Annotated in this window: 12 protein-coding genes and 1 pseudogene; 6 read left to right on the top strand and 7 right to left on the bottom strand. The window is 56.2% G+C overall.

Translation table 11 applies throughout. The features are described from left to right. Positions 1-164: 164 nt before the first annotated feature. Positions 165-1,142, bottom strand: coding sequence for an IS110 family RNA-guided transposase (locus tag BDD14_RS25870; protein WP_207231835.1), 978 nt, complete (start codon positions 1,140-1,142; stop codon positions 165-167). Between the two features lie 108 nt (positions 1,143-1,250). After that, positions 1,251-1,487 carry a zinc-binding dehydrogenase gene (locus tag BDD14_RS34730; protein ID WP_423201814.1) on the bottom strand — a complete coding sequence of 79 codons (237 nt, stop codon included), beginning with the start codon at positions 1,485-1,487 and terminating at the stop codon, positions 1,251-1,253. Positions 1,488-1,639: 152 nt separating this feature from the next. Here BDD14_RS34730 and BDD14_RS25860 point away from each other — a divergent pair, with 152 nt between their 5' ends. Then, entirely contained in the window at positions 1,640-5,113 is a 3,474-nt protein-coding gene (locus BDD14_RS25860; RefSeq protein WP_130422507.1) for an arabinofuranosidase catalytic domain-containing protein, read from the top strand. Between the two features lie 658 nt (positions 5,114-5,771). Here the strand turns inward: BDD14_RS25860 and BDD14_RS25855 are convergent. Continuing rightward, the gene (locus BDD14_RS25855; RefSeq protein ID WP_130422505.1) at positions 5,772-6,839 is read right to left on the bottom strand and encodes an IS110 family transposase; all 1,068 of its coding nucleotides are present in this window, start codon (positions 6,837-6,839) and stop codon (positions 5,772-5,774) included. 298 nt (positions 6,840-7,137) lie between these two features. Between BDD14_RS25855 and BDD14_RS25850 the strand changes: the two genes are divergently transcribed. Both BDD14_RS25850 and BDD14_RS32055 read left to right on the top strand, forming a co-directional pair. Beyond that, positions 7,138-8,763: a UvrD-helicase domain-containing protein gene (locus tag BDD14_RS25850; protein WP_130422503.1), complete on the top strand. Its 1,626-nt coding sequence runs from the start codon at positions 7,138-7,140 to the stop codon at positions 8,761-8,763. A 211-nt stretch (positions 8,764-8,974) separates the two neighbouring features. Continuing rightward, a complete protein-coding gene (locus BDD14_RS32055) occupies positions 8,975-9,658 on the top strand; it encodes a class I SAM-dependent methyltransferase (RefSeq protein WP_165420254.1) in 684 nt (227 codons plus the stop codon). 32 nt (positions 9,659-9,690) lie between these two features. On the opposite strand, the pseudogene BDD14_RS25840 reads toward BDD14_RS32055, so the two are convergent. Further along, positions 9,691-10,851, bottom strand: a pseudogene (locus BDD14_RS25840) (IS30 family transposase). 104 nt (positions 10,852-10,955) lie between these two features. On the opposite strand from BDD14_RS25840, the gene BDD14_RS25835 reads away from it, so the two are divergent. Continuing rightward, a complete protein-coding gene (locus tag BDD14_RS25835; protein ID WP_130422499.1) occupies positions 10,956-11,756 on the top strand; it encodes a HEAT repeat domain-containing protein in 801 nt (266 codons plus the stop codon). Positions 11,757-11,940: 184 nt separating this feature from the next. Here the strand turns inward: BDD14_RS25835 and BDD14_RS25830 are convergent, their stop codons facing one another. Then, the gene (locus tag BDD14_RS25830) at positions 11,941-12,177 is read right to left on the bottom strand and encodes a hypothetical protein (RefSeq protein WP_130422497.1); all 237 of its coding nucleotides are present in this window, start codon (positions 12,175-12,177) and stop codon (positions 11,941-11,943) included. 77 nt (positions 12,178-12,254) lie between these two features. Further along, on the bottom strand, positions 12,255-12,734 hold the full coding sequence (locus tag BDD14_RS25825) for a ubiquitin-activating E1 family protein (protein WP_130422495.1): 480 nt from the start codon (positions 12,732-12,734) through the stop codon (positions 12,255-12,257). A 16-nt stretch (positions 12,735-12,750) separates the two neighbouring features. On the opposite strand from BDD14_RS25825, the gene BDD14_RS25820 reads away from it, so the two are divergent. Together BDD14_RS25820 and BDD14_RS25815 are read left to right on the top strand one after the other, a co-directional pair. After that, complete coding sequence (locus BDD14_RS25820; protein WP_242618207.1) at positions 12,751-13,173, top strand: hypothetical protein; 423 nt, start codon at positions 12,751-12,753, stop codon at positions 13,171-13,173. Positions 13,174-13,313: 140 nt separating this feature from the next. Further along, positions 13,314-14,030, top strand: a complete 717-nt coding sequence (locus tag BDD14_RS25815; RefSeq protein WP_130422493.1) for a hypothetical protein — start codon at positions 13,314-13,316, stop codon at positions 14,028-14,030. A 110-nt stretch (positions 14,031-14,140) separates the two neighbouring features. Here BDD14_RS25815 and BDD14_RS25810 read toward each other — a convergent pair whose 3' ends face one another. Continuing rightward, positions 14,141-17,740, bottom strand: coding sequence for a two-component regulator propeller domain-containing protein (locus BDD14_RS25810; RefSeq protein ID WP_130422491.1), 3,600 nt, complete (start codon positions 17,738-17,740; stop codon positions 14,141-14,143). Positions 17,741-18,012 lie beyond the last annotated feature (272 nt).

Genomic DNA, 18,012 nt, shown 5'->3' with positions numbered 1-18,012 from the left:
CTGTATCGGGCTGTTGAGACCGTCACAGAAGATTGAGTGAGTGTTTCCTGCCAGTCCCGAAACATTTCGAAGGAGGCATTGGGAGCGTAGCTCCGTCGCCCAGTCGGCTTCTGCGGGACCTGGCAGGTTGCGTTCGATGAATCTGCTCGTTCTTCGTAGCGGCTTCAGGCCGCTGCTCTTCGTTCTCCTGCCACTACGAACTCTCCTCCACTGCGGTCCACCGCAAGCAGATAGGCTACAAGCTTCCGGGCGACCGCAATCGAGGCTCGATTGGCATGGCCCTTCTGCTTTTCCGTGTCATAGACCACCGCCAGTTCAGGGCTCAAGCGCGGCGCCAGCTTAGCTGCTTCGATAAGCACCGACTGAAGATGTTTATTCCTCTGCTTGGAGATAGGCATGCGCTTGATCGTCTCCGCTGAACTTCGCTCTGCACCGCATAGACCGCAGTAACTGACAGCTTGCTTGACCGAGTGAAAGCGAGCTACATCGTCGACCTCAAGCACCCAGGTCAGAGCGGTGATCGGCCCGACCGCAGGGATCGTCATCAGGCGTTCGACACGAGCCTGAAGCAGCGGGTCACGGCGCAGGGAACGAATCAATGCACTCTCGGTCTTGCCGATCCGCACGATGGTCTCGCGGCAGATCGCCAGCAGCGGCTTCAGCTCGCGGCTGATATCCGGGTTGGTCTCCATCAGTTCCTTGAAGTAGCCCACCTTATGGAGTTTCTGCTTGTTGTAAACCACGCCTGACTCCATCAGCATCTGTGAGACCTTGTTGCGCAACTGTACGTTCTGCCGGACCAGCAGCTTGCGGTAGCGTAGCGTCCTACGTCGCTCCCGAACCTCGGCGGAGACCATGTGGCACTCGGGCAGGAAGTCACATCGAAGACAGTCGCAGATCTTGCTCGCATCGATGCGATCGTTCTTCTTCTTGGCCGCCGCGATCGCCCGCAGCATCAGCGGATGCGCCACCTTCACGGCTGCAGCATGAGGCAGAAGATGGTCATAGATCCATCCGGTAAACATGGTTGCTTCCATGGCCACGGTCCACGGAGTTGGTAACGTCTTCACCCAAGCGTCGAGCTGTGCTCTAGTCGCAGCAATGGTGCCTTCAGAAAGAACCGTACCGCTCACGTCCTTCACGCAATAGCTGATCCGTCTTCTTTTGGATGTCTAACCCGATGAAGTGCATACTGGTCACGAGGAGCCTCCTTGGATGTCTCTGAATCAGTAAGTAAGTAATCGCTGAGTTCAGCCCTTGTACACCAAGTGCTCCTCAACTCCGCGACTTATCCATCCAAACATATCGTTCCTAGTTCGCGACAGGGTCACTGAACAGGCGCCACCCAGCTTTTGTAAGGCTTCGGCTACATTCTGTTCGAGGCTATCAATATAGATGTGGGCGCCAAGCTTCACCGCAAGCTCCCTCCTATCCGCACCACGCGCAAAAGCAGCTATACGAAATCCCATCTGGCGGGCGTACTGGATTCCGAGGCAATCTCAGCCAGGAGATGGAACGAGTTCATTGCCAAGTGGTATACGTATCCCGACAGAAAATTCAAATAAACTGGGCACCAAAGACGGAGAGATTCCGTTTCTTCTGAGCCCAAGACAGTTATTACTGGCAGATCAGGATAAGAATGAAAACGAGAATCGATTTTGTGCTTAGACTCGCGCTCGTGCTTACGGTCATTGGGGCAACTTTGACGATGGCACAACAGTCTCCGGCGGGTGGCGTCGTTCCTCCACGCAGGCCTCAAGGCTCGTGCGACATCTACGCGGCTGCCGGTGACCCATGTGTCGCGGCACATAGCACGACCCGTGCGTTATATGCCACCTATAACGGTCCCCTCTACCAGGTTTTGCGCCAATCGGACGGTAAGACCCTGGACATTGGCGTTGTCCAGGCTACTGCCACGTCAGTTCCGGACCCTGGCGGATACGCGGACGCAGCCACACAGGATAAGTTCTGCAGCGGTACCTATTGCTGGATCAGCATCATCTACGACCAGTCTTCCAAGCACAACGACTTGATTCAGGCTCCCCGTGGCGGATTCAGTGGCCCGGCATTAGGAGGTTTCAACACCCTTCCGATTGCGGACATGGCCCCGATCACGATCATGGGGCACAAGGTGTACGGCGTGTTGATCGAACCGGGCATGGGGCTTCGCCAGAACGATGTGAAAGGCACCGCGGTCGACGACCAGGCCGAGGGGCAATACTGGGTCGTCAACGGGAAGCATTTCAACGCCGGTTGCTGTTTCGACTACGGCAATGCTGAGATTGACAGTCGCGATGATGATAACGGCACCATGGAGACCCTCTACTTCGGTAACGCCACGCCGTGGTACAGCGGGGCTGGTGACGGGCCGTGGATTATGACTGATCAGGAAAATAATCTTGTCGGGTGCGTCAACGAGGATGGGACCAAAGGCTGTCCCAATTTACCCAGCATCCCCTGGCGCTTTGTAACCGCCATCGGCAAAGGAGAACCACACCATTGGACATCGATGGGTGGCGACGCGCAAAAGGGGGCTCTGTCGGTCATGTTCGATGGACACCGTGTGAATCCAACCTATGACCCAATGCGGAAGCAGGGGGCGATTCTCCTAGGCAACGGTGGAGACAACAGTGTCGGTTCGCAAGGAACGTTCTATGAAGGAGCGATGACTGCCGCTGGTACATTTCCATCGAACGCCACCGACCAGCTTGTCCAGGCGAATGTTGTCGCAGCACGATACGATGTAGCTCCGCTTAGTTTGGTTCCGGCTGCCACGACAGGAATGCTGGGAGGCCCGCAGACGTTCACTCCAGGATCTTCGCGGGACTTCACCGTGACATTCACGAATACAACTGGGGCGCCTGCAGCGGACGTTACGTTGAGCATTGCCGTACCCAGCAAGCAGTGGACCGCTGCCGTTTCAGACACGACTGAGACGTCGAAGACCTTCGCTCAACAGGTCGTACCGGGTGCGAGCGTGAGCGCGACCTTCAAAGTCACCTCTGCACCTGCATCCTTCAACGGCGATCTCGTCGGTCATGCATCGTGGACAAACGCTACCAGCAGCAGAAAGCAAGTTGAGACGGCGGTAGAAAAGATTCGTAATGCCAGACCAGTCAAAATCAACGAGTTTCGAGTCACTTCGGCCGCTCCCGACAACCCGACGGATTCATTTATCGAGCTCTACAACGCAGGTTCTCAAAGCGTCGATCTCTCCAACTGGACATTGACCGAGCACCCAGCCCACCAGGCAATATTCTCGACGGTAAAGATCCCGGCTGGAACCAAGCTTGCAACGAGCGGCTTTTACCTGCTCGGCCTCGCCAACTCAGGGCTGGCGATCCCCGCACGCGCAGGTGACAGCATCATCCATGTCAGAAACACCGAAGGAATGTCGGTCGGCGACACGATCAACATCGGCACTGGTTCCAGTATGGAAGCGCGCAAGATCGCAAGCCTCGGTACGGCTGCCAGCAACCATACAACGGTGTGGCAATCCTTGCCTGAGGAGCTGGTGATCACAGTTCCTGCCGGCTCGACTAATGTGCCTGTTGAGGATGCATCCGGCTTTGTTGTTGGACAGAAAATTGCGCTTGGCTATGGCTCGACCTATCCGATCGTTGCAAATACCGTGGAACAGTATGAGATCGCGACGGTGACCGCGGTCGGCAAGCGAGGCACACAAGCGTATCTGGCGATGGAAGCGCCAGCGGGAACCACCAACATCCAGGTGACATCTCTCTCCGACATCTCCGTAGGTGACAAGGTCAGGTTGGATATCGATAGCGTTGGTCATGGAATCGAAACCGTAACGGTGACGCATGTCGGCACGGCGGCAAGCCAGACCAATCTCTCAGCTCCTGCGAGCGCCGGAGCGACCCGGATCAGCGTGCGCCGTGGGGAGGGTTTCGCTGCAGGTAACAAGATCACGATCGGCACGCCTGCAAGCCAGCAGGTCGTCACCGTCACCGCGGTGGGCACCCCAGGGCCGGATGGTACCCCCATCGACTTCACACCCGCCCTTACCAAAGCTCATGTGGTCAGTGAATGGGTGGTCTCTCCGGGCACAGGCCTGAATCTGGCAGCTCCCTTACGATTCAATCATGCGGCCAACCTGCCGTTCAGCGATCGCGGAACAGGAGTCAGCTTCCAGCCGGCGACTGCTTTTGCCCATTCGAGCAATGAGCCAGTCCAGGCGCTTGGGACAGGCATAACACTCGATAGACCACTGATCAACAACCACGCGATCCACGCGGCTGTACGCGATGCCGCAGTCAAGACAGCGGGATACCAGGGCACGCACCCGCCCAACCAGTGGTTTGGCGGGCCGGAATTAACCACAAAATCCCCGCAGTTCGGTCGAATACTCACCGTCGAAGAAGGTAGCATCGTGCTGCGCGACGCTTCGGGAGTGGTTGCCGACAGCCTTAACTATGGAGGCCTTGTAGATCCATGGGCCGCCGAAGGGGATCAGACTGTCTCAGGGGCTCAGATAAGCGGCTGCTATACCCCAGCGCCCGGTTCAGTGTTCAACCCCTGGTCGACAGTTGTGGCCTCGGTTGCCATCAATACGAGCGCAGGTCGGTTCCCTGACGGCGCCGATACCGACAGCAACTGTACCGACTTTTCAACGCAGGCCGCTGCCTCTTTGTCGGCTACGTCGGCAGCGGGTGCAACGAACATCAAGGTCGCCAGTACGGAAGGCTTTCGCCCTGGTCAGACAGTCCATATTGATTCTGATGCAAATACTGAAACCGCCGTCATCGCCGCGGTTGGAACAGCAGGCGCCACGACGGTACGCACTTCTACTGATGCTGGAGCAACTCTTCTTCCTGCCGTAAGCGTGACTGGCTTTGGTAAAGGCCAAACAATCACGATCGACGAAGGAGCAAACTCTGAAACGGCTGTTGTTTCTTCGATTAGAGCCCGTGGCGCCGCCACCATCACAGTCGTCGCACCCCTCGCTCGTGGTCACGCCGCTGGCGCGCAGATCTCGGGTAGCGGCATCAGCCTCACCGCTCCACTGACCCGGACTCATACCGATGGAGCGCAGGTCTCCGACAGCGTTCCAACTCCTGGCGCGCCGAACCAATATAACGGTAGAAATCATTGAGCGGTAGGAACTGGGACCGTTAGGAACGGCTCGGTCCTATTGCCGGAAACATTGGCTGATCAGGGATCGTCACATGTAATGCTTGGACAGCTTCAGATGAATGAGTGTCCATAGCGTTAACTCACGATTGATGACTTCAGATGCACTCAATGAGCTCAGTTCGACTGATCGGTACCGAGAATGCGTCTTGTGTTTACCAACGTGGCGGGTCGGTTCCCGAAAAGTTCTATAAGAAGGAAAGTCAACAAAAAACACTTTGCCTTCGGCTGAATTTTTGTTGATTTTCAGCCCCCTTGGAATTGAGCAGGATTGTTCTCGCATTCCGCTCCAAAGGCTCGGGACACTGCGGACAACCGCGTAGCGCTTGTGGGTTCTTCCCCTGTGGTTCTCATGCTCGATTTGCGACGAAGCCAGTGACTTGTGAAACCAGCAAGCAGAACGTTGGTCATGTGCCAACCATGGTTCTATCTGGGACTCGTGGCCCATTGCTTTTTCAGGTTATCCGAGAGGGCCTAGGGTCGCGTAGGAGACTGGGTGCCCGAGGCACCACGCGTCTAACTTTTCGGTTGAGACTCTCTCTCGAACCCGAGTGTCTCAAGTACCGGGCAAACCACCGCTGGGATTGAATCCACGGGATGGAACGGAACCATGGGAACACTCAAGCTGTTTGTGGGTTCAGATATCTGGCGTCGAAGCTTACTCCTCTCTTCCAGACGATCAGGGTGATCGCGGCGATTTTGCGTGCCAGGGTCAGCCGTGCCATCTCGGGCTTTATTCCTTTGCCGATCAGAGCAGCGTAAAACTTCTGGAACGGCCCGGTCTTGACGGCGGCAACTGCTGAGGCGCTCTTGAACAGATTCTTGAGATCGGGATTGTGATTCGAATTGAGTCCACGAATCGATGTCTGCTTTTTGGATCGCTGCAGCTGTCCGTTAACGTACTGGTTCTCTGCGCTGTCGTGCGTTTCGATCGCCAATCCGCTGTAAGCCCAGAGCTGTCGCTTGGTGCGGAAACGATCCGGCGTCTGGAGCAGCGCGATCAACAGGGCCGCCCGGATGGGGCCAATCGACGGAATCTGACTTAACAGCGTCGATACGTTGTGCTTCTTGCTCTCCAGCAGTAGCTCGCTCCGCACTACTAAGCGGAGCGAGCGCAAAGCGTCCAACTCTGCGTAGTAGAACTCTGCCCGGCGGCGCACGCCGGGCTCCTGGATCTTGCCCAGCCACTCCAGGCGATGGCGCTGTCCATAGACTTGCTTCCCCGCGCAGGGAATAGCCCAGCTTCGATACACAGCCTTCACCCGGGTCATGACACGCGCCTGGTCTTTGGTGATGGTCATATAGCTGCGCGCCAGTTCCTTCAAGGACCGCACTCCGTGCTCGCCGTGGTAAACGGGCTGCAGCATATTCGAGTACAGCAGTTCGGCCAGCTTCCGAGCATCGATTCGGTCACTCTTGCTGCCTTGCTTCAGATAGCCATTGCGACGTGGATCACACACCACAAGCTTCGTCACATGCGGCTTCAGCAGGTCATACAACCACGCTGCCCAGGTGCCCTCTTCAAACGTCAGATGCAGACTCCCGCGCAGCCCATGCACGAACTCGAGAATCGTAGTCGCCTTGGTTTCGATGATGCTTTCCATCACCAGCTTGCCCGAAGAATTTAGAACCGCGATCGAGATCGAGTCCTTGTGAACATCCATTCCGATATACTTCGTGCCTTCCATAGAAGAGTGCTCCTTTCCGGCGGTGAGATGGCAACCGCTCACAGCCTAGTCCAAGGGGGCACCTTCTTATATTGCGTCGGGCGTATCGGCAAGTTCGCGTGACGGCCTGATAGGTCGGGCGTATCGGCAAGTTCGCGTGACGGCCTGATAGGTGCGCAGATATCCTCCGGGTGCCTCGGATTTTAGTGCGGAATATCGAGATCGGAGTATGTCTTTTGTTCAGCCCAATTGTTTCCCTTGATGCCAGGATGGAATGCAGTTTGGATATGCTTAGGGCAGGCAGTTACGCAACACGACCATGAGCCTTCACCCAACCAATATCCATCCCAGTCCGGAGCAGCAACGCGCACGGGAACTGTTCCTCAAGCAGGAAGGTCTCCGCATCGATGCCTACGCAGGAGCGGGCAAGACCACGACTCTCCGTCTGCTCGCGTCGAGTACGAACGGGCGCGGACTCTATCTGGCATTCAATCGAAGCATCGCAGAGAATGCCCGAGGAAAGTTCCCCACACGGGTAGCTTGCGCGACCAGTCATTCCCTTGCTCTCCGCGCCATAGCCCGGAGTTTCGGATATCCGGCGTGGAAGCTGACAGGGACTCTCACTCCAAATACAGTGGTGGAAGCGTTCCGAATGCCGGAGAACTTGATCTTCCATTCGGGACTGACGCTTTCGAAGTGGTCGTATTGCTCCGTACTGCTCGACGCGGTGAAGCGCTTCCTGCTGAGTAATGACGAACATCCGCAGCAGGCGCATATTCCACGCTACGGGTGTCTTGAAGCGCTCGATGCCGTGGGCTTAGCTCAGTTCACTGGCCAGGCAATCTCACACGTGCAGGCTTTGTGGGATGCCATGCGCCACAAGACCGCCGGTCTTCCGCTTGGTCACGATGGCTACCTGAAGCTTTGGGCACTCTCTCAACCGAAAGCGCGGGTCGATTACATCCTCGTCGATGAAGCACAGGACCTGAATCCTGTTCTGGTCGGCGTCCTGAAGCGGATGGACTGTCCTGTCGTGTATGTCGGAGACCCCTATCAACAAATCTATGAATGGCGGGGAGCGGTGAACGCAATGGCTCAGGTGTCGACACCTCACCATGTTCTCCTTTCCCAGTCGTACCGGTTCGGCCCCGCAATTGCCAGCGCTGCAACTGCAATTCTTCGTTCACTCGGAGCGAAGCATCCGGTGCGAGGATCGGAAGCGATCCAGTCCCATCTTGCTGTGGTCCATCCTCAGGTCATTCTGTCCCGCAGCAACGCCGGCGTTATCGGGAATATTCTGAAGTGCCTTTCCTCCAGGATGCCCTGTCATGTTCTTGGTGGAACCAGTGGCCTGGAAATGCTGTTGATCGATGTCCGTCGTGTCAAGCAGGGACAAGGGGGACAATCGCCTGAATTACTGGGATTTGCTACCTGGAAGGACGTTATGTCGTTAAGCACCCGCACCGAGGGGGAATACCTTCGCGGTCTGGTCAACCTCGTCCAGGAGTACGGGGAAGAAACGATGCTCAGGGCGATCGGCGGTTGTGTTCCCAACGAGGGGAATGCCCGGATCATCTGCTCAACGACACATAAAGCGAAAGGCAGAGAGTGGGGGTACGTCGAAATCGAACCCGATTTCCTCTCCACGCGTCCACCATCGACACGTTCCGATCACCAGGAATCCATCGCGGCGGAGCTGCGACTCCTCTATGTTGCCGTGACGCGCGCAAAGTATGCAGTCGACCTACCGCAGAGCCTGCTCAGGCGTTTCGGACTGAACCGAACGACGAGTGAGGTCGGCGGCGCTCCATCTGTGGCTGAGGCCATCGTCGACAACGCTCCCACCTCGGAAGATCCACGCCTGTCCGGTGTAGTGTCTCCTTATCATTCGCCGGCTAAGGGAGAGTCGCGAGAGATGACATCACTGCGGCGGATCTTCGGCTGAACGTGCCGCTACTCACCTGCTGGGGCAGGCTGAGGGCGGCGGTTCTATTCGAAGGTCGGACAGAATAGCGCAATAGAGTAGATAATTAGGGAATTCCAACACCGTACTCTTTGATATGCGCCGCTTTGAGCTTTTCGAGATCCACGATCATCGTTGGTGCCCCGCTATTTTGCGGAATCTATTCACTGATGCGCTCCAGGCCATCTGGATAATGTTCGACTCCTATCGGCCAATCGTTCCGCTGCTTCGTCAGGCATTAGAAGAATCTGGAACAAATCACGTGATCGACCTTTGCTCCGGTGCAGGCGGACCTTGGTTGCAATTGGCGCGCAATTTCGAGGAGGAACAGGCTTACAAGATAACCGTCCTGCTAACCGATCTTCACCCCAATACCGAAGGGTTTGAGCGGGCCAGTTCTGAATGTAAGTATGTGAACTTTTACGCACAGCCTGTCTCGGCGCTAGAGGTGCCTGCGCACTTCAGCGGATTCCGAACCATATTTTCCTCGTTTCATCATTTTTCACCCAACGATGCGCGAAGAATACTCTGTGATGCAGCAACGCAGCGCCAGGGAATTGCTATCTTTGAGGGCGCAAAGAGAGATATGAGAGTCATGCTCGCGATCTGCTTTCTTCCCATGGTCGCTCTGCTTATTACGCCAGCGATTCGGCCTTTCCGCTGGCCACGAATTATCTGGACCTATGTCATACCACTTGTTCCGTTCATGCTCTGGTTTGACGGCCTCATGTCATGCCTACGTGCTTACTCGAAGGATGAGCTATTCCAGATGTCAAAGCGGTTACGAGTGAAGGACTATCACTGGCAAGCGGGAACGAAGAGGAATGGCTTTGTACCGATTACTTATTTGATTGGCTATCCAAAGAGAACTGAGTAACGTTTCCGTAGTTGCCGATAACCCCGGCGGTCTCAATCGGTCGATGCAACACTGGCTTGAAGTTTACTCGCCGGGGTTTCAAAGCCCAAGGTCTTTCGGGGGCGTTGATTTAGGCGCAGAGCTACCTTGTCGAGATCGGCTTGAGAGTAACCGGACAAGTCGGTTTTTTAGGGAGGTACTGTCGCAGCAGCCCGTTCGTGTTTTCATTGGTGCCGCGCTGCCAGGGGCTCTGCGGATCACAGAAGTAGACTTTCACATTCGTGTCCACCGTGAAGCTCTTGTGTTTTGCCATCTCCAGCCCCCGGTCCCAGGTCAACGGGCGCCGCAAGGACGCGGGGAGCTTACGCACGTGCTTGCTCAGCGCGGCGACGACCGTCGCTGTGTCTTTGCTGGGCACTTTGACCAGGATGGTAAAACGCGAATGTCGTTCCACCAGGGTTGCGATATGACTGTTCTTGGTGCCGCCGAGCAGATCGCCCTCCCAATGACCGGGAATGGCGCGGTCTTCAATTTCTGCAGGCCTTTCCCGAATGGAGATGGCATCGACGATCCGACCTCGGGACTGTCCGCCAGCCCGCGAGTGCCGTGAGCGACGTAACAGCCGCTTGGACCGCAGGTGCTGAATCAGCTCTTTTTTCAACACTCCCCGTGGCCTGGATGAATAAGCTGCGGTAAATGGTTTCGTGGGACACGCGCATGCTCTCGTTCTTGGGATACCGTACCTTCAACCATCCCGAAACCTGTTCCGGCGACCAGTCCTGGATCAGTTTACTGGCAACGATCGTCCGCAGCTTCTCGTCGATGGCAAGAAGGCACACCTTGGGTCGCAGAGCCGACTCCCAGGCCTGATGATCGGCTTCATTGGCTCGATAGAGTGGACGCCCGCCATGACGCGCCACCTCCCGGCTCACTGTCGACGCAGCCCGCTGCAACCCTTTGGCTATCTCACGAATCGACGAACCGGAAGCAATTCCTCGTGAGATGTCTTCCCGCTCGGCCAGCGTCAGCGTTCGCAGCGAGCGTCGACGAGCATCAGGAACTATCCCGCCGCGCTGCGTCAACAAGAACCGAATGGAACCATGGCCTTTACCGAAGGCGCGGCCAATCTCATGCAACGACTCGCCCGACTTCCAACGGCGCCACATGTCGATCCGCTGCTCGGTGGAAAGCCTGTCCCGTTTTCCTTGTGCCATAAACACCACCTTTAGAAAATGAATTCATATCAGATGGTGTTGCATCGACCGGTTGAGACCGCCCCGTTTCCCGGGAACTTGTAGGATTGCTTTGGGCAAAGCTAATGACTTCTTACGACATGCAGCAACTCTTTAGTCAAACTCTTCTCGGTGATTACGATGACGAGGCGCCGTGGGATGCGGTTTCAGCGTTACAGCGCGACGGGAATCGCGAGATCTTCGAAACCGCTGCCTTGTGGCTCAAAGAAAGCGTGCCGTTGAAAAGAGCGCGAGCCGCCGCGATCATGGCTCAATTGCAGATGTTTAGCAATACAGAGCTGGCGCCGAAAGAACCGAAATGGCTTTTCCGTGATGAAACATTTCCGCTACTTGTTGAGATGCTAGAGCGCGAGGAAAACCCAATGGTCCTCGGTAGCGGAATCGCGGCTCTTGGTCACCTCTATAACGAGGCTGGCGTTCCCATCATAGTTAAGTACAAGGATCACCCTGATCGAGATGTCAGGTTCTCCATCGCATTTGCACTGGGACACTTTCCGAACCATTCATTGGCAGTCGCTACCCTCATTCCTCTGACTCGTGATGAAGATTCCGATGTTCGGGACTGGTCTGTCTTCGGATTGGGAGTTCTAGGCAGCCTAGATTCGCCAGAGATCCGAGAAGCCCTCCTGCAACGCCTCTCGGACTCCGACGAAGATGTTCGTGAAGAAGCTGCGGTCGGGCTTGGGAAACGCCAAGATCTTAGGCTTCTTCCCACGTTGAGGGGCATGTTAGCTATGCCGGAACTAAAAGTACGCGTGGCTGAAGCGACATCCGCAGTGTTGGGACTCACTGACGATCCAGAGGAATGGGAAGCCGAGGATTACAAGAAGGCTCTCGACGAGGCCTTTGGACCTGCGGCGAGTTAACGCACAGGCGCGTATCGCACGTTCCTCCAAAGTCGGGTTTTGACCAAGTTCACTTGGCGAGCACGGCCAGCGAGCCGAACTTGGCGATAAGCCGACCTAACGGGCGGAGCAAGATTTCGGCTTCAGCAATTCGGCTGAGTCAAGACGCTCTCGCCATCCTTTGAGCACCAGTTCGAGAGGGCGATCACTGCTGGTCAGACGCCGTTGGATTGAGGATTTTAACTGTCCCTTTAACAGGCTCTATGCTCAGCAACTCAGGTGGTGCTTTGAACACGTCATAGAGTGCCCAAGCGGTGAAATCCGACGCAACGCGCACCTGAGTTATGTTCCAAGGCTCCTTGCTTGCAGGCAGGTTAGGCGGAGTCTTTGCCCCATCGATCTCGAAGACGAGCGAACCGTCTGATTTGGTGTAGTGCCCCATACACATAGACCCTTTTCATGTGTGTATGTTAAGGTGTCGTAAAGACGGATACTTTCACATGTACATAACGCTCAACGCTAATATAACTGACGTTCCAGGGCTTCTACAGCAGAGCAGCTGGGTAGCGGCCCTTCGCCCTGCGGCGTATCCATGATCGAGGGGAAGAGTTCCGTGACGGTGCGGAGCCGGGTTCTGCTTTGGCGATTGAAGTCGTTCAACGGCTGACCCAGAACGAACTGGCCGTTACTCGCATTGTTGCCGATGTCCAACCAGTAGCGGACGTGCCGCCATGGGCCGCCCTTCGAATTGAAGGCTTCGTGCATCTCGGCGCGGGCTGCACGCGTATCAACACAACTGATGACCACGTTGATGGTGTTGTCGTAGCCAGAGCTATTGTTTTTGCGGTCTCTTGAGAAGAACACCTCCTCTGAGCGCCACGAGAGACCATGGAAGAGATTGACGCGGTTAACGAGGATGGTGGCTTTGTTGTGGCCGATATCGGCCACTCCGAAAGGTTGCCGCACACAGTTGGTGGGCGAGACGATATCGCCGTCCATTACCGTGACCGAGAAGATGGATCCGACGATACAGCAGCGAATCCGATGGCGCGAATGCCGCTCGACAGTTTCTTCGCACTACGATATTCCTGAGCCCTCGATTCAGACAGTTTGGGAGGCGATTGCCCTTCATACGACTCCCGGTGTGACACAGTACATGGACCCGGAGGTGGCCTTGCTGTTCACCGGGGTTGGGCTCGACGTTCTGGGAGAAGGATTTGATCAGTTCCCCAAAGATATCCGGGAAAAGATTGTTGCCGAGTATCCGCGTCACAGTTTCAAAGAAGGCATCGTTCAGGCTTTCTTCGGTGGTTTCGCCCACAAGCCGGAATCCATTTTTGGCACCGTGAAGGCCGACGTCTGCGAACGGTATATTAAGGGCTACAAGAGTCCGAACTTTTGCGACCTCATCGCCAACTCGCCTTTCCCCAATTCTTGATGCAATGACGCTGTTGCGCTAAGCAATATGGGCTGTCTGCTGATTTATTGGTCCTCTCGGAAGAGAATGCGGAGAGGATCCTAACAGCTCGAGTCGAGATACCATGTCCAGGTATGCAAACAGACAACTGGATCCACCAGATGGATTTTTTCCATACTGAGAGCGACAACTTTGAGCGTGATCTTCACGTCATCATCCTCGGATCGCTCCATGCGAGCGTGAACGCTCTTTCTGCAGACACAGAGGCCTACGCGAAAAAGCTCGAAACCCAGATCGAATCGGCCCACGAGGAATATCGTGACTATTTGATTGACCGTCAAGGCGAAGCATTTGGTGATCACGCCGAACAGGAACGGTTCCAGAGAAATATGGCGTTCGTGGCGATTGCGACGAGGTTGATTCATGCTCTACGCACGATGCTGAGATCCGCTGAAACCTTCTTCCCACGAAAGAAAAAATATGGCGATGGTAGCATGAGCGAGATTATGCGACTTTGGTCTGAAATAGGCGAACGATTCGGTATTGATATCGTTATGCACGCCGACAAGATCGCATTCGCAACGCCATTGAATGATGTTAGAAACCAGATCGTTCACGACGGCGGCGAAGCGAATCCTCAACTCCCCTTCGAGAGATGGACCCTCGAAGGGGGTGACGCCAGTTATCTCGATCTGAAGTTTTCGGATAAGTACCCTGAGTATGTGGACGGATCAGGTTTCCTCGCTGCAGTACGAGTTACTGAGGAACAGTTCAACAAGATCTTCGATGATTCGATCACACTCATCAAATGGCTGGCAGCAGAATTGCGCGCGTGCGAACTCGCCGCCGTGAAGGTCAACTCGGCGAGCTCGCCGTAGAACGCTCTAGTTGAGTAAACGGGCTAGAACCTATCTTATAAATGGCTGCACCCGATCTGGCGCGCTCTCGCACATAGTTTCCGAATCGCCCATAATAGTGGGCCAAAGCCTCACTCTGTATCACCGTGAGACGTACCGGTGGACACCGAATTAGGTTCGGTAGCGGCCACTTTCACTACCTCGGCTGCGGTCGGTAAAGTGAAATGAAACGCAGCGCCCCGTCCGTCGTTCGCCGTGGCCCACAAACGGCCGCCATGTGACTGGACGATGGAACGGCTGATCGCCAGACCCATGCCGGAGCCCTGCGGTTTGGTGGTAAAAAAGGCGTCGAAGATCTGGTCGGCTTTTTCGGCTGGCAGTCCCACGCCGGTGTCACTGACTGAGATCATCACTCGACCGTCCTGGCCCAGTTGCGACTTGACCGTAAGTACCCCGCCGGTCTCCTTCATCGCCTCGATGCCATTGAGCATGAGGTTGATGAGCACCTGCTGCACCTGCACGCGGTCTGCTGCAATTTTTGGAAGGTCGGCGGCCAGGTCCGTGCGTATTGAAACCGCATAGCGGTTGGCCTCGCCCCGCAGCAGCGAGGCCATTTCGTTGATGATCTCGTTCATCTCGACCAACTCACGTTTTGGAGGAGACTTCTTGTACAACGACTGCAAACGCTCGATGATGTCACCGGCACGTCTTCCGTCCGCGACAATACTGCTTGCTGCCTCGCGTATCTCGTCCAGATCGGGTCGGTCGCGCTTGAGCCATCGCAAGCAGGTGTGGGCATTTATGACGGTCGCAGCGATGGGCTGCTTAATTTCATGCGCCAACGACGAGGTGAGTTCGCCCAGCGTGGTGACGCGATTTATATGAGCAAGGTCCGCCTGAAGCTGTTCGGCGCGCTTGCGGTCCTCAATGTCGGTCTTGGTCCCGTACCACTTGAGGATCTTGCCTCCCCCATCCCGCAGCGGTACGGCGCGGACCAGGAACCACCGATACTCCCCGTCCGCCCGCCGGTAGCGCGCCTCACTTTCGAAGGGCTCGCCGCTCGCCACCGAGGCTCGCCACTTCTCCGCATGTCGTTTCACGTCCTTGGGGTGAACAGCTACTTCCCAGCCTGAGCCAGCTCCCTCCTCGAGGGAGAGACCCGTATATTCCTCCCAATGGTGATTGGAAAAGTCCACCCAGCCATCCGGTAGGGCGGTCCACGCAATCGCCGGAATGGTTTCGATTACATCGTGAAGCTTCTTTTCCTGACGCCGCAGTTGCCGAACCCGCAATCGGTACAGTGCCCAAAGCAACGCCAGGAAGCCGGCCACACAAAGCGCGCGGAACCAATTCGTCTGCCAGAACTCGGGAGCAATCGCAAAATCCAGCGTTTCCCCCTGCTCGTTCCACACACCGCTGTTATTGCACGCCATAACACGGAAGCGATAATTTCCCGGCGATAGATTCGAGTACTCCGCTCGACGTCGGTTGACCACCGCTCTCCAGTCCTTATCCTGGCCCTCGAGCATGAATCGGAAGTGCACCTTCTCCGGGTCAACCAGGCTCAGGGCCGTGTAGTCAATCTCGAGATTGCGAACGCCCGGAGGCAGGCGCAAACCGCGCGCAGCATCATATGTTTTGCCATCGGCAACGATCTGTTCGATGTGCACCGGGGGAGGAAGTTTGTTGAATGCAAGATGACGCGGATCGATGACGCTGACGTCGCCGAAAGGCAAGAACCACAATCTTCCATTCGGGGATTTCGTGACAAGCGGGCTATAGCCGCTCGTGAACGAATGGCTCCTCACTCCGTCGGAACTGTCGAAGACCGCGGTCAGAATCGTCCGCTTTGGATCGGCGGCCCAGGCGTCCAACTCAGGCCGGGCAATGCGCACCAGCCCGCAGGCCATATACAGCCACACCGAATGGGCGTCATCTTCCATCATCCAGTGAACCGTATCGCAGGGCAATCCGTTCGTGCTGTTCAGCGTGGTCACACGATTGTTCTTTACTCGGCTGAGCCCGCCTTCGGTCGAGACCCAGAGCGTACCGTCATGGTCGAATCGAAAGTCGCTGACATAGCCCGTACCAAGCCCATCGGCGGCTGTGTACGATGCGCGGACCTGCCCGTTAGAGAAATAGGCAATCCCCCCACCCAAATATCCAAGCCATAAAGCGTCCTGCACAGAATCTCGTAAAAGAGCAGTAGCCACGTCTTTGCGTCCGAGCGTGGCCCAGGGAATCCGTTCGACCACATTCGCTCGAAGCAGATGAAAAAGGCCATCCTCGTGGCTGATCCAGACCTCCCCCGCGCTGTCCCCGGCGATGGAATACACGATTCCCTCGGACACGGAGCTTATGGGAATAAACTGGTCAGACTCAAGAATGGCAACCCCGCGAACGGTTCCGACCCAGATCCGCCCGCGATGGTCCTCAAAGAGTGAGTCCACCGTATCATCCGGTAATCCACTGGCGGTTATCGCCCTTACAGTCCGCGTGGCACTCAACCCACTCTCCGCTATAAGTTCGCTTACGGAGGTATGGTTGCGTTCCAGAAGTTCCTCTTTTTGTTTGGCGCCACCGCGCACGGCCTGTGCGCTTCGTTTGCGGTAAACCGTGATCTGCCCGTTCTTCCATCTGTTCAAGCCATCACTTGAGCCGATCCAAACGCTGCCATCTCTCGCCGCTAGAACGGACGAAAGGCCTCGGCTGGACAAACCTTGCTTGACAGAGATCGAGGGGACGGCGAACTCGCGAAAGCGATCGAGGCCATCAACGGTCGCTGCCCAGATATTGCCTTCACGATCCTCAAAGAAACATGTAACCGCATCGCCTGACAGGCCGTCGGATCGTGTAAACAGATCCGTACTTCCCTGGTGCACATGCAACAGGCCTGCGTCAACCGACGCTCCGATCCACAGGCCACCATGGCGATCCCTAAGCAGAGTGTTAGCTCTGAACTGCTGCCCAGCAGGAAACGGATAAGCCTCAATTTTCCCGAGCCTCAGCTGTGTGATACCGCTATTCTGGGCAATCAGGAGTTCGCCGTCGTCGCCTTCGATCAGAGCGTTGATTCGGAGCGCAGGGTCTGGCATTGGATAGAGCTTAGGTGGACCACTCTTCCATCGCCACAGCCCGGTCATCCCTCCCGCCCAGAGATTGCCTCCGCTATCCTCATACAAGGAGGTCACTCCTGAGCCGAAACGGCCGTCCTCTCCGTAGCACTGGGTCTTTCCGGCCTGAATCGTGCAGAGTCTCCCGACAGGAGGCGCCCACATGCCCACCCATATCGTTCCTTCATGATCCTCAAGAAGCGCTTCAACACCCTGCCCATCCAGCTCCGGGTAGTGAGTCAGCCGGCCGTCCTTCCAACTTGCAAGCCCTTTAGTGGTGCCAATCCAGAGACGCCCGTCGCGCGCGGCGCGCAGGTTTCTAATATCGTTGCTGGGGAGACGCTCACCCTTTGGCGGCTGCCACTCGGTGTTCCGAACGCCATCGAAGCGAAGCAACCCGAATTCCGTGCCGAGCCAGAGATAACCGTCGGGCGTCTGAGCAATTGAAAAGATGACGCCTTTGGAAAATCCTTCGCTGACTTTCCAGGCGGTGTGCGCGTATTGACTGACGTCGAGAGATGGGTCTAAGGCTAAGACACAAGGGCAGTACGCCAGCAGGACGCCCAGGGCGATCGCGGCTCTTCTTAGTCCGTGCGCTCTCTCCATCGCGGCACACATCGTAATCTCTTACCGAGACGGCGGTTTGGTATTCCGGCCAATGAATCTCACGAATGGCTCTCCTTTAGAAGAGGTGTCGTCAAGTCTACCGCTAACAGCAACCGGCCGGAATCGGAGTTGATCGCGGGCCGCTTCGCAGGCCTGCACTTCAGGCGATAGTCGGCTGGTTGGCCACTCCGAGGCAGAGGGCTTCGTGATGCCGATAACGGTGAAGATGCGCTGGAAATCTGCCGTCCAGCAACAAGGCTTGATTCCGCATTGGCGTGATATTC

Source organism: Edaphobacter modestus (genome assembly GCF_004217555.1).
Classification (GTDB): Bacteria; Acidobacteriota; Terriglobia; order Terriglobales; family Acidobacteriaceae; genus Edaphobacter; species Edaphobacter modestus.
Note: the sequence above shows the minus strand (reverse complement) of the source record. Positions and strands in the feature narration are given on the sequence as shown.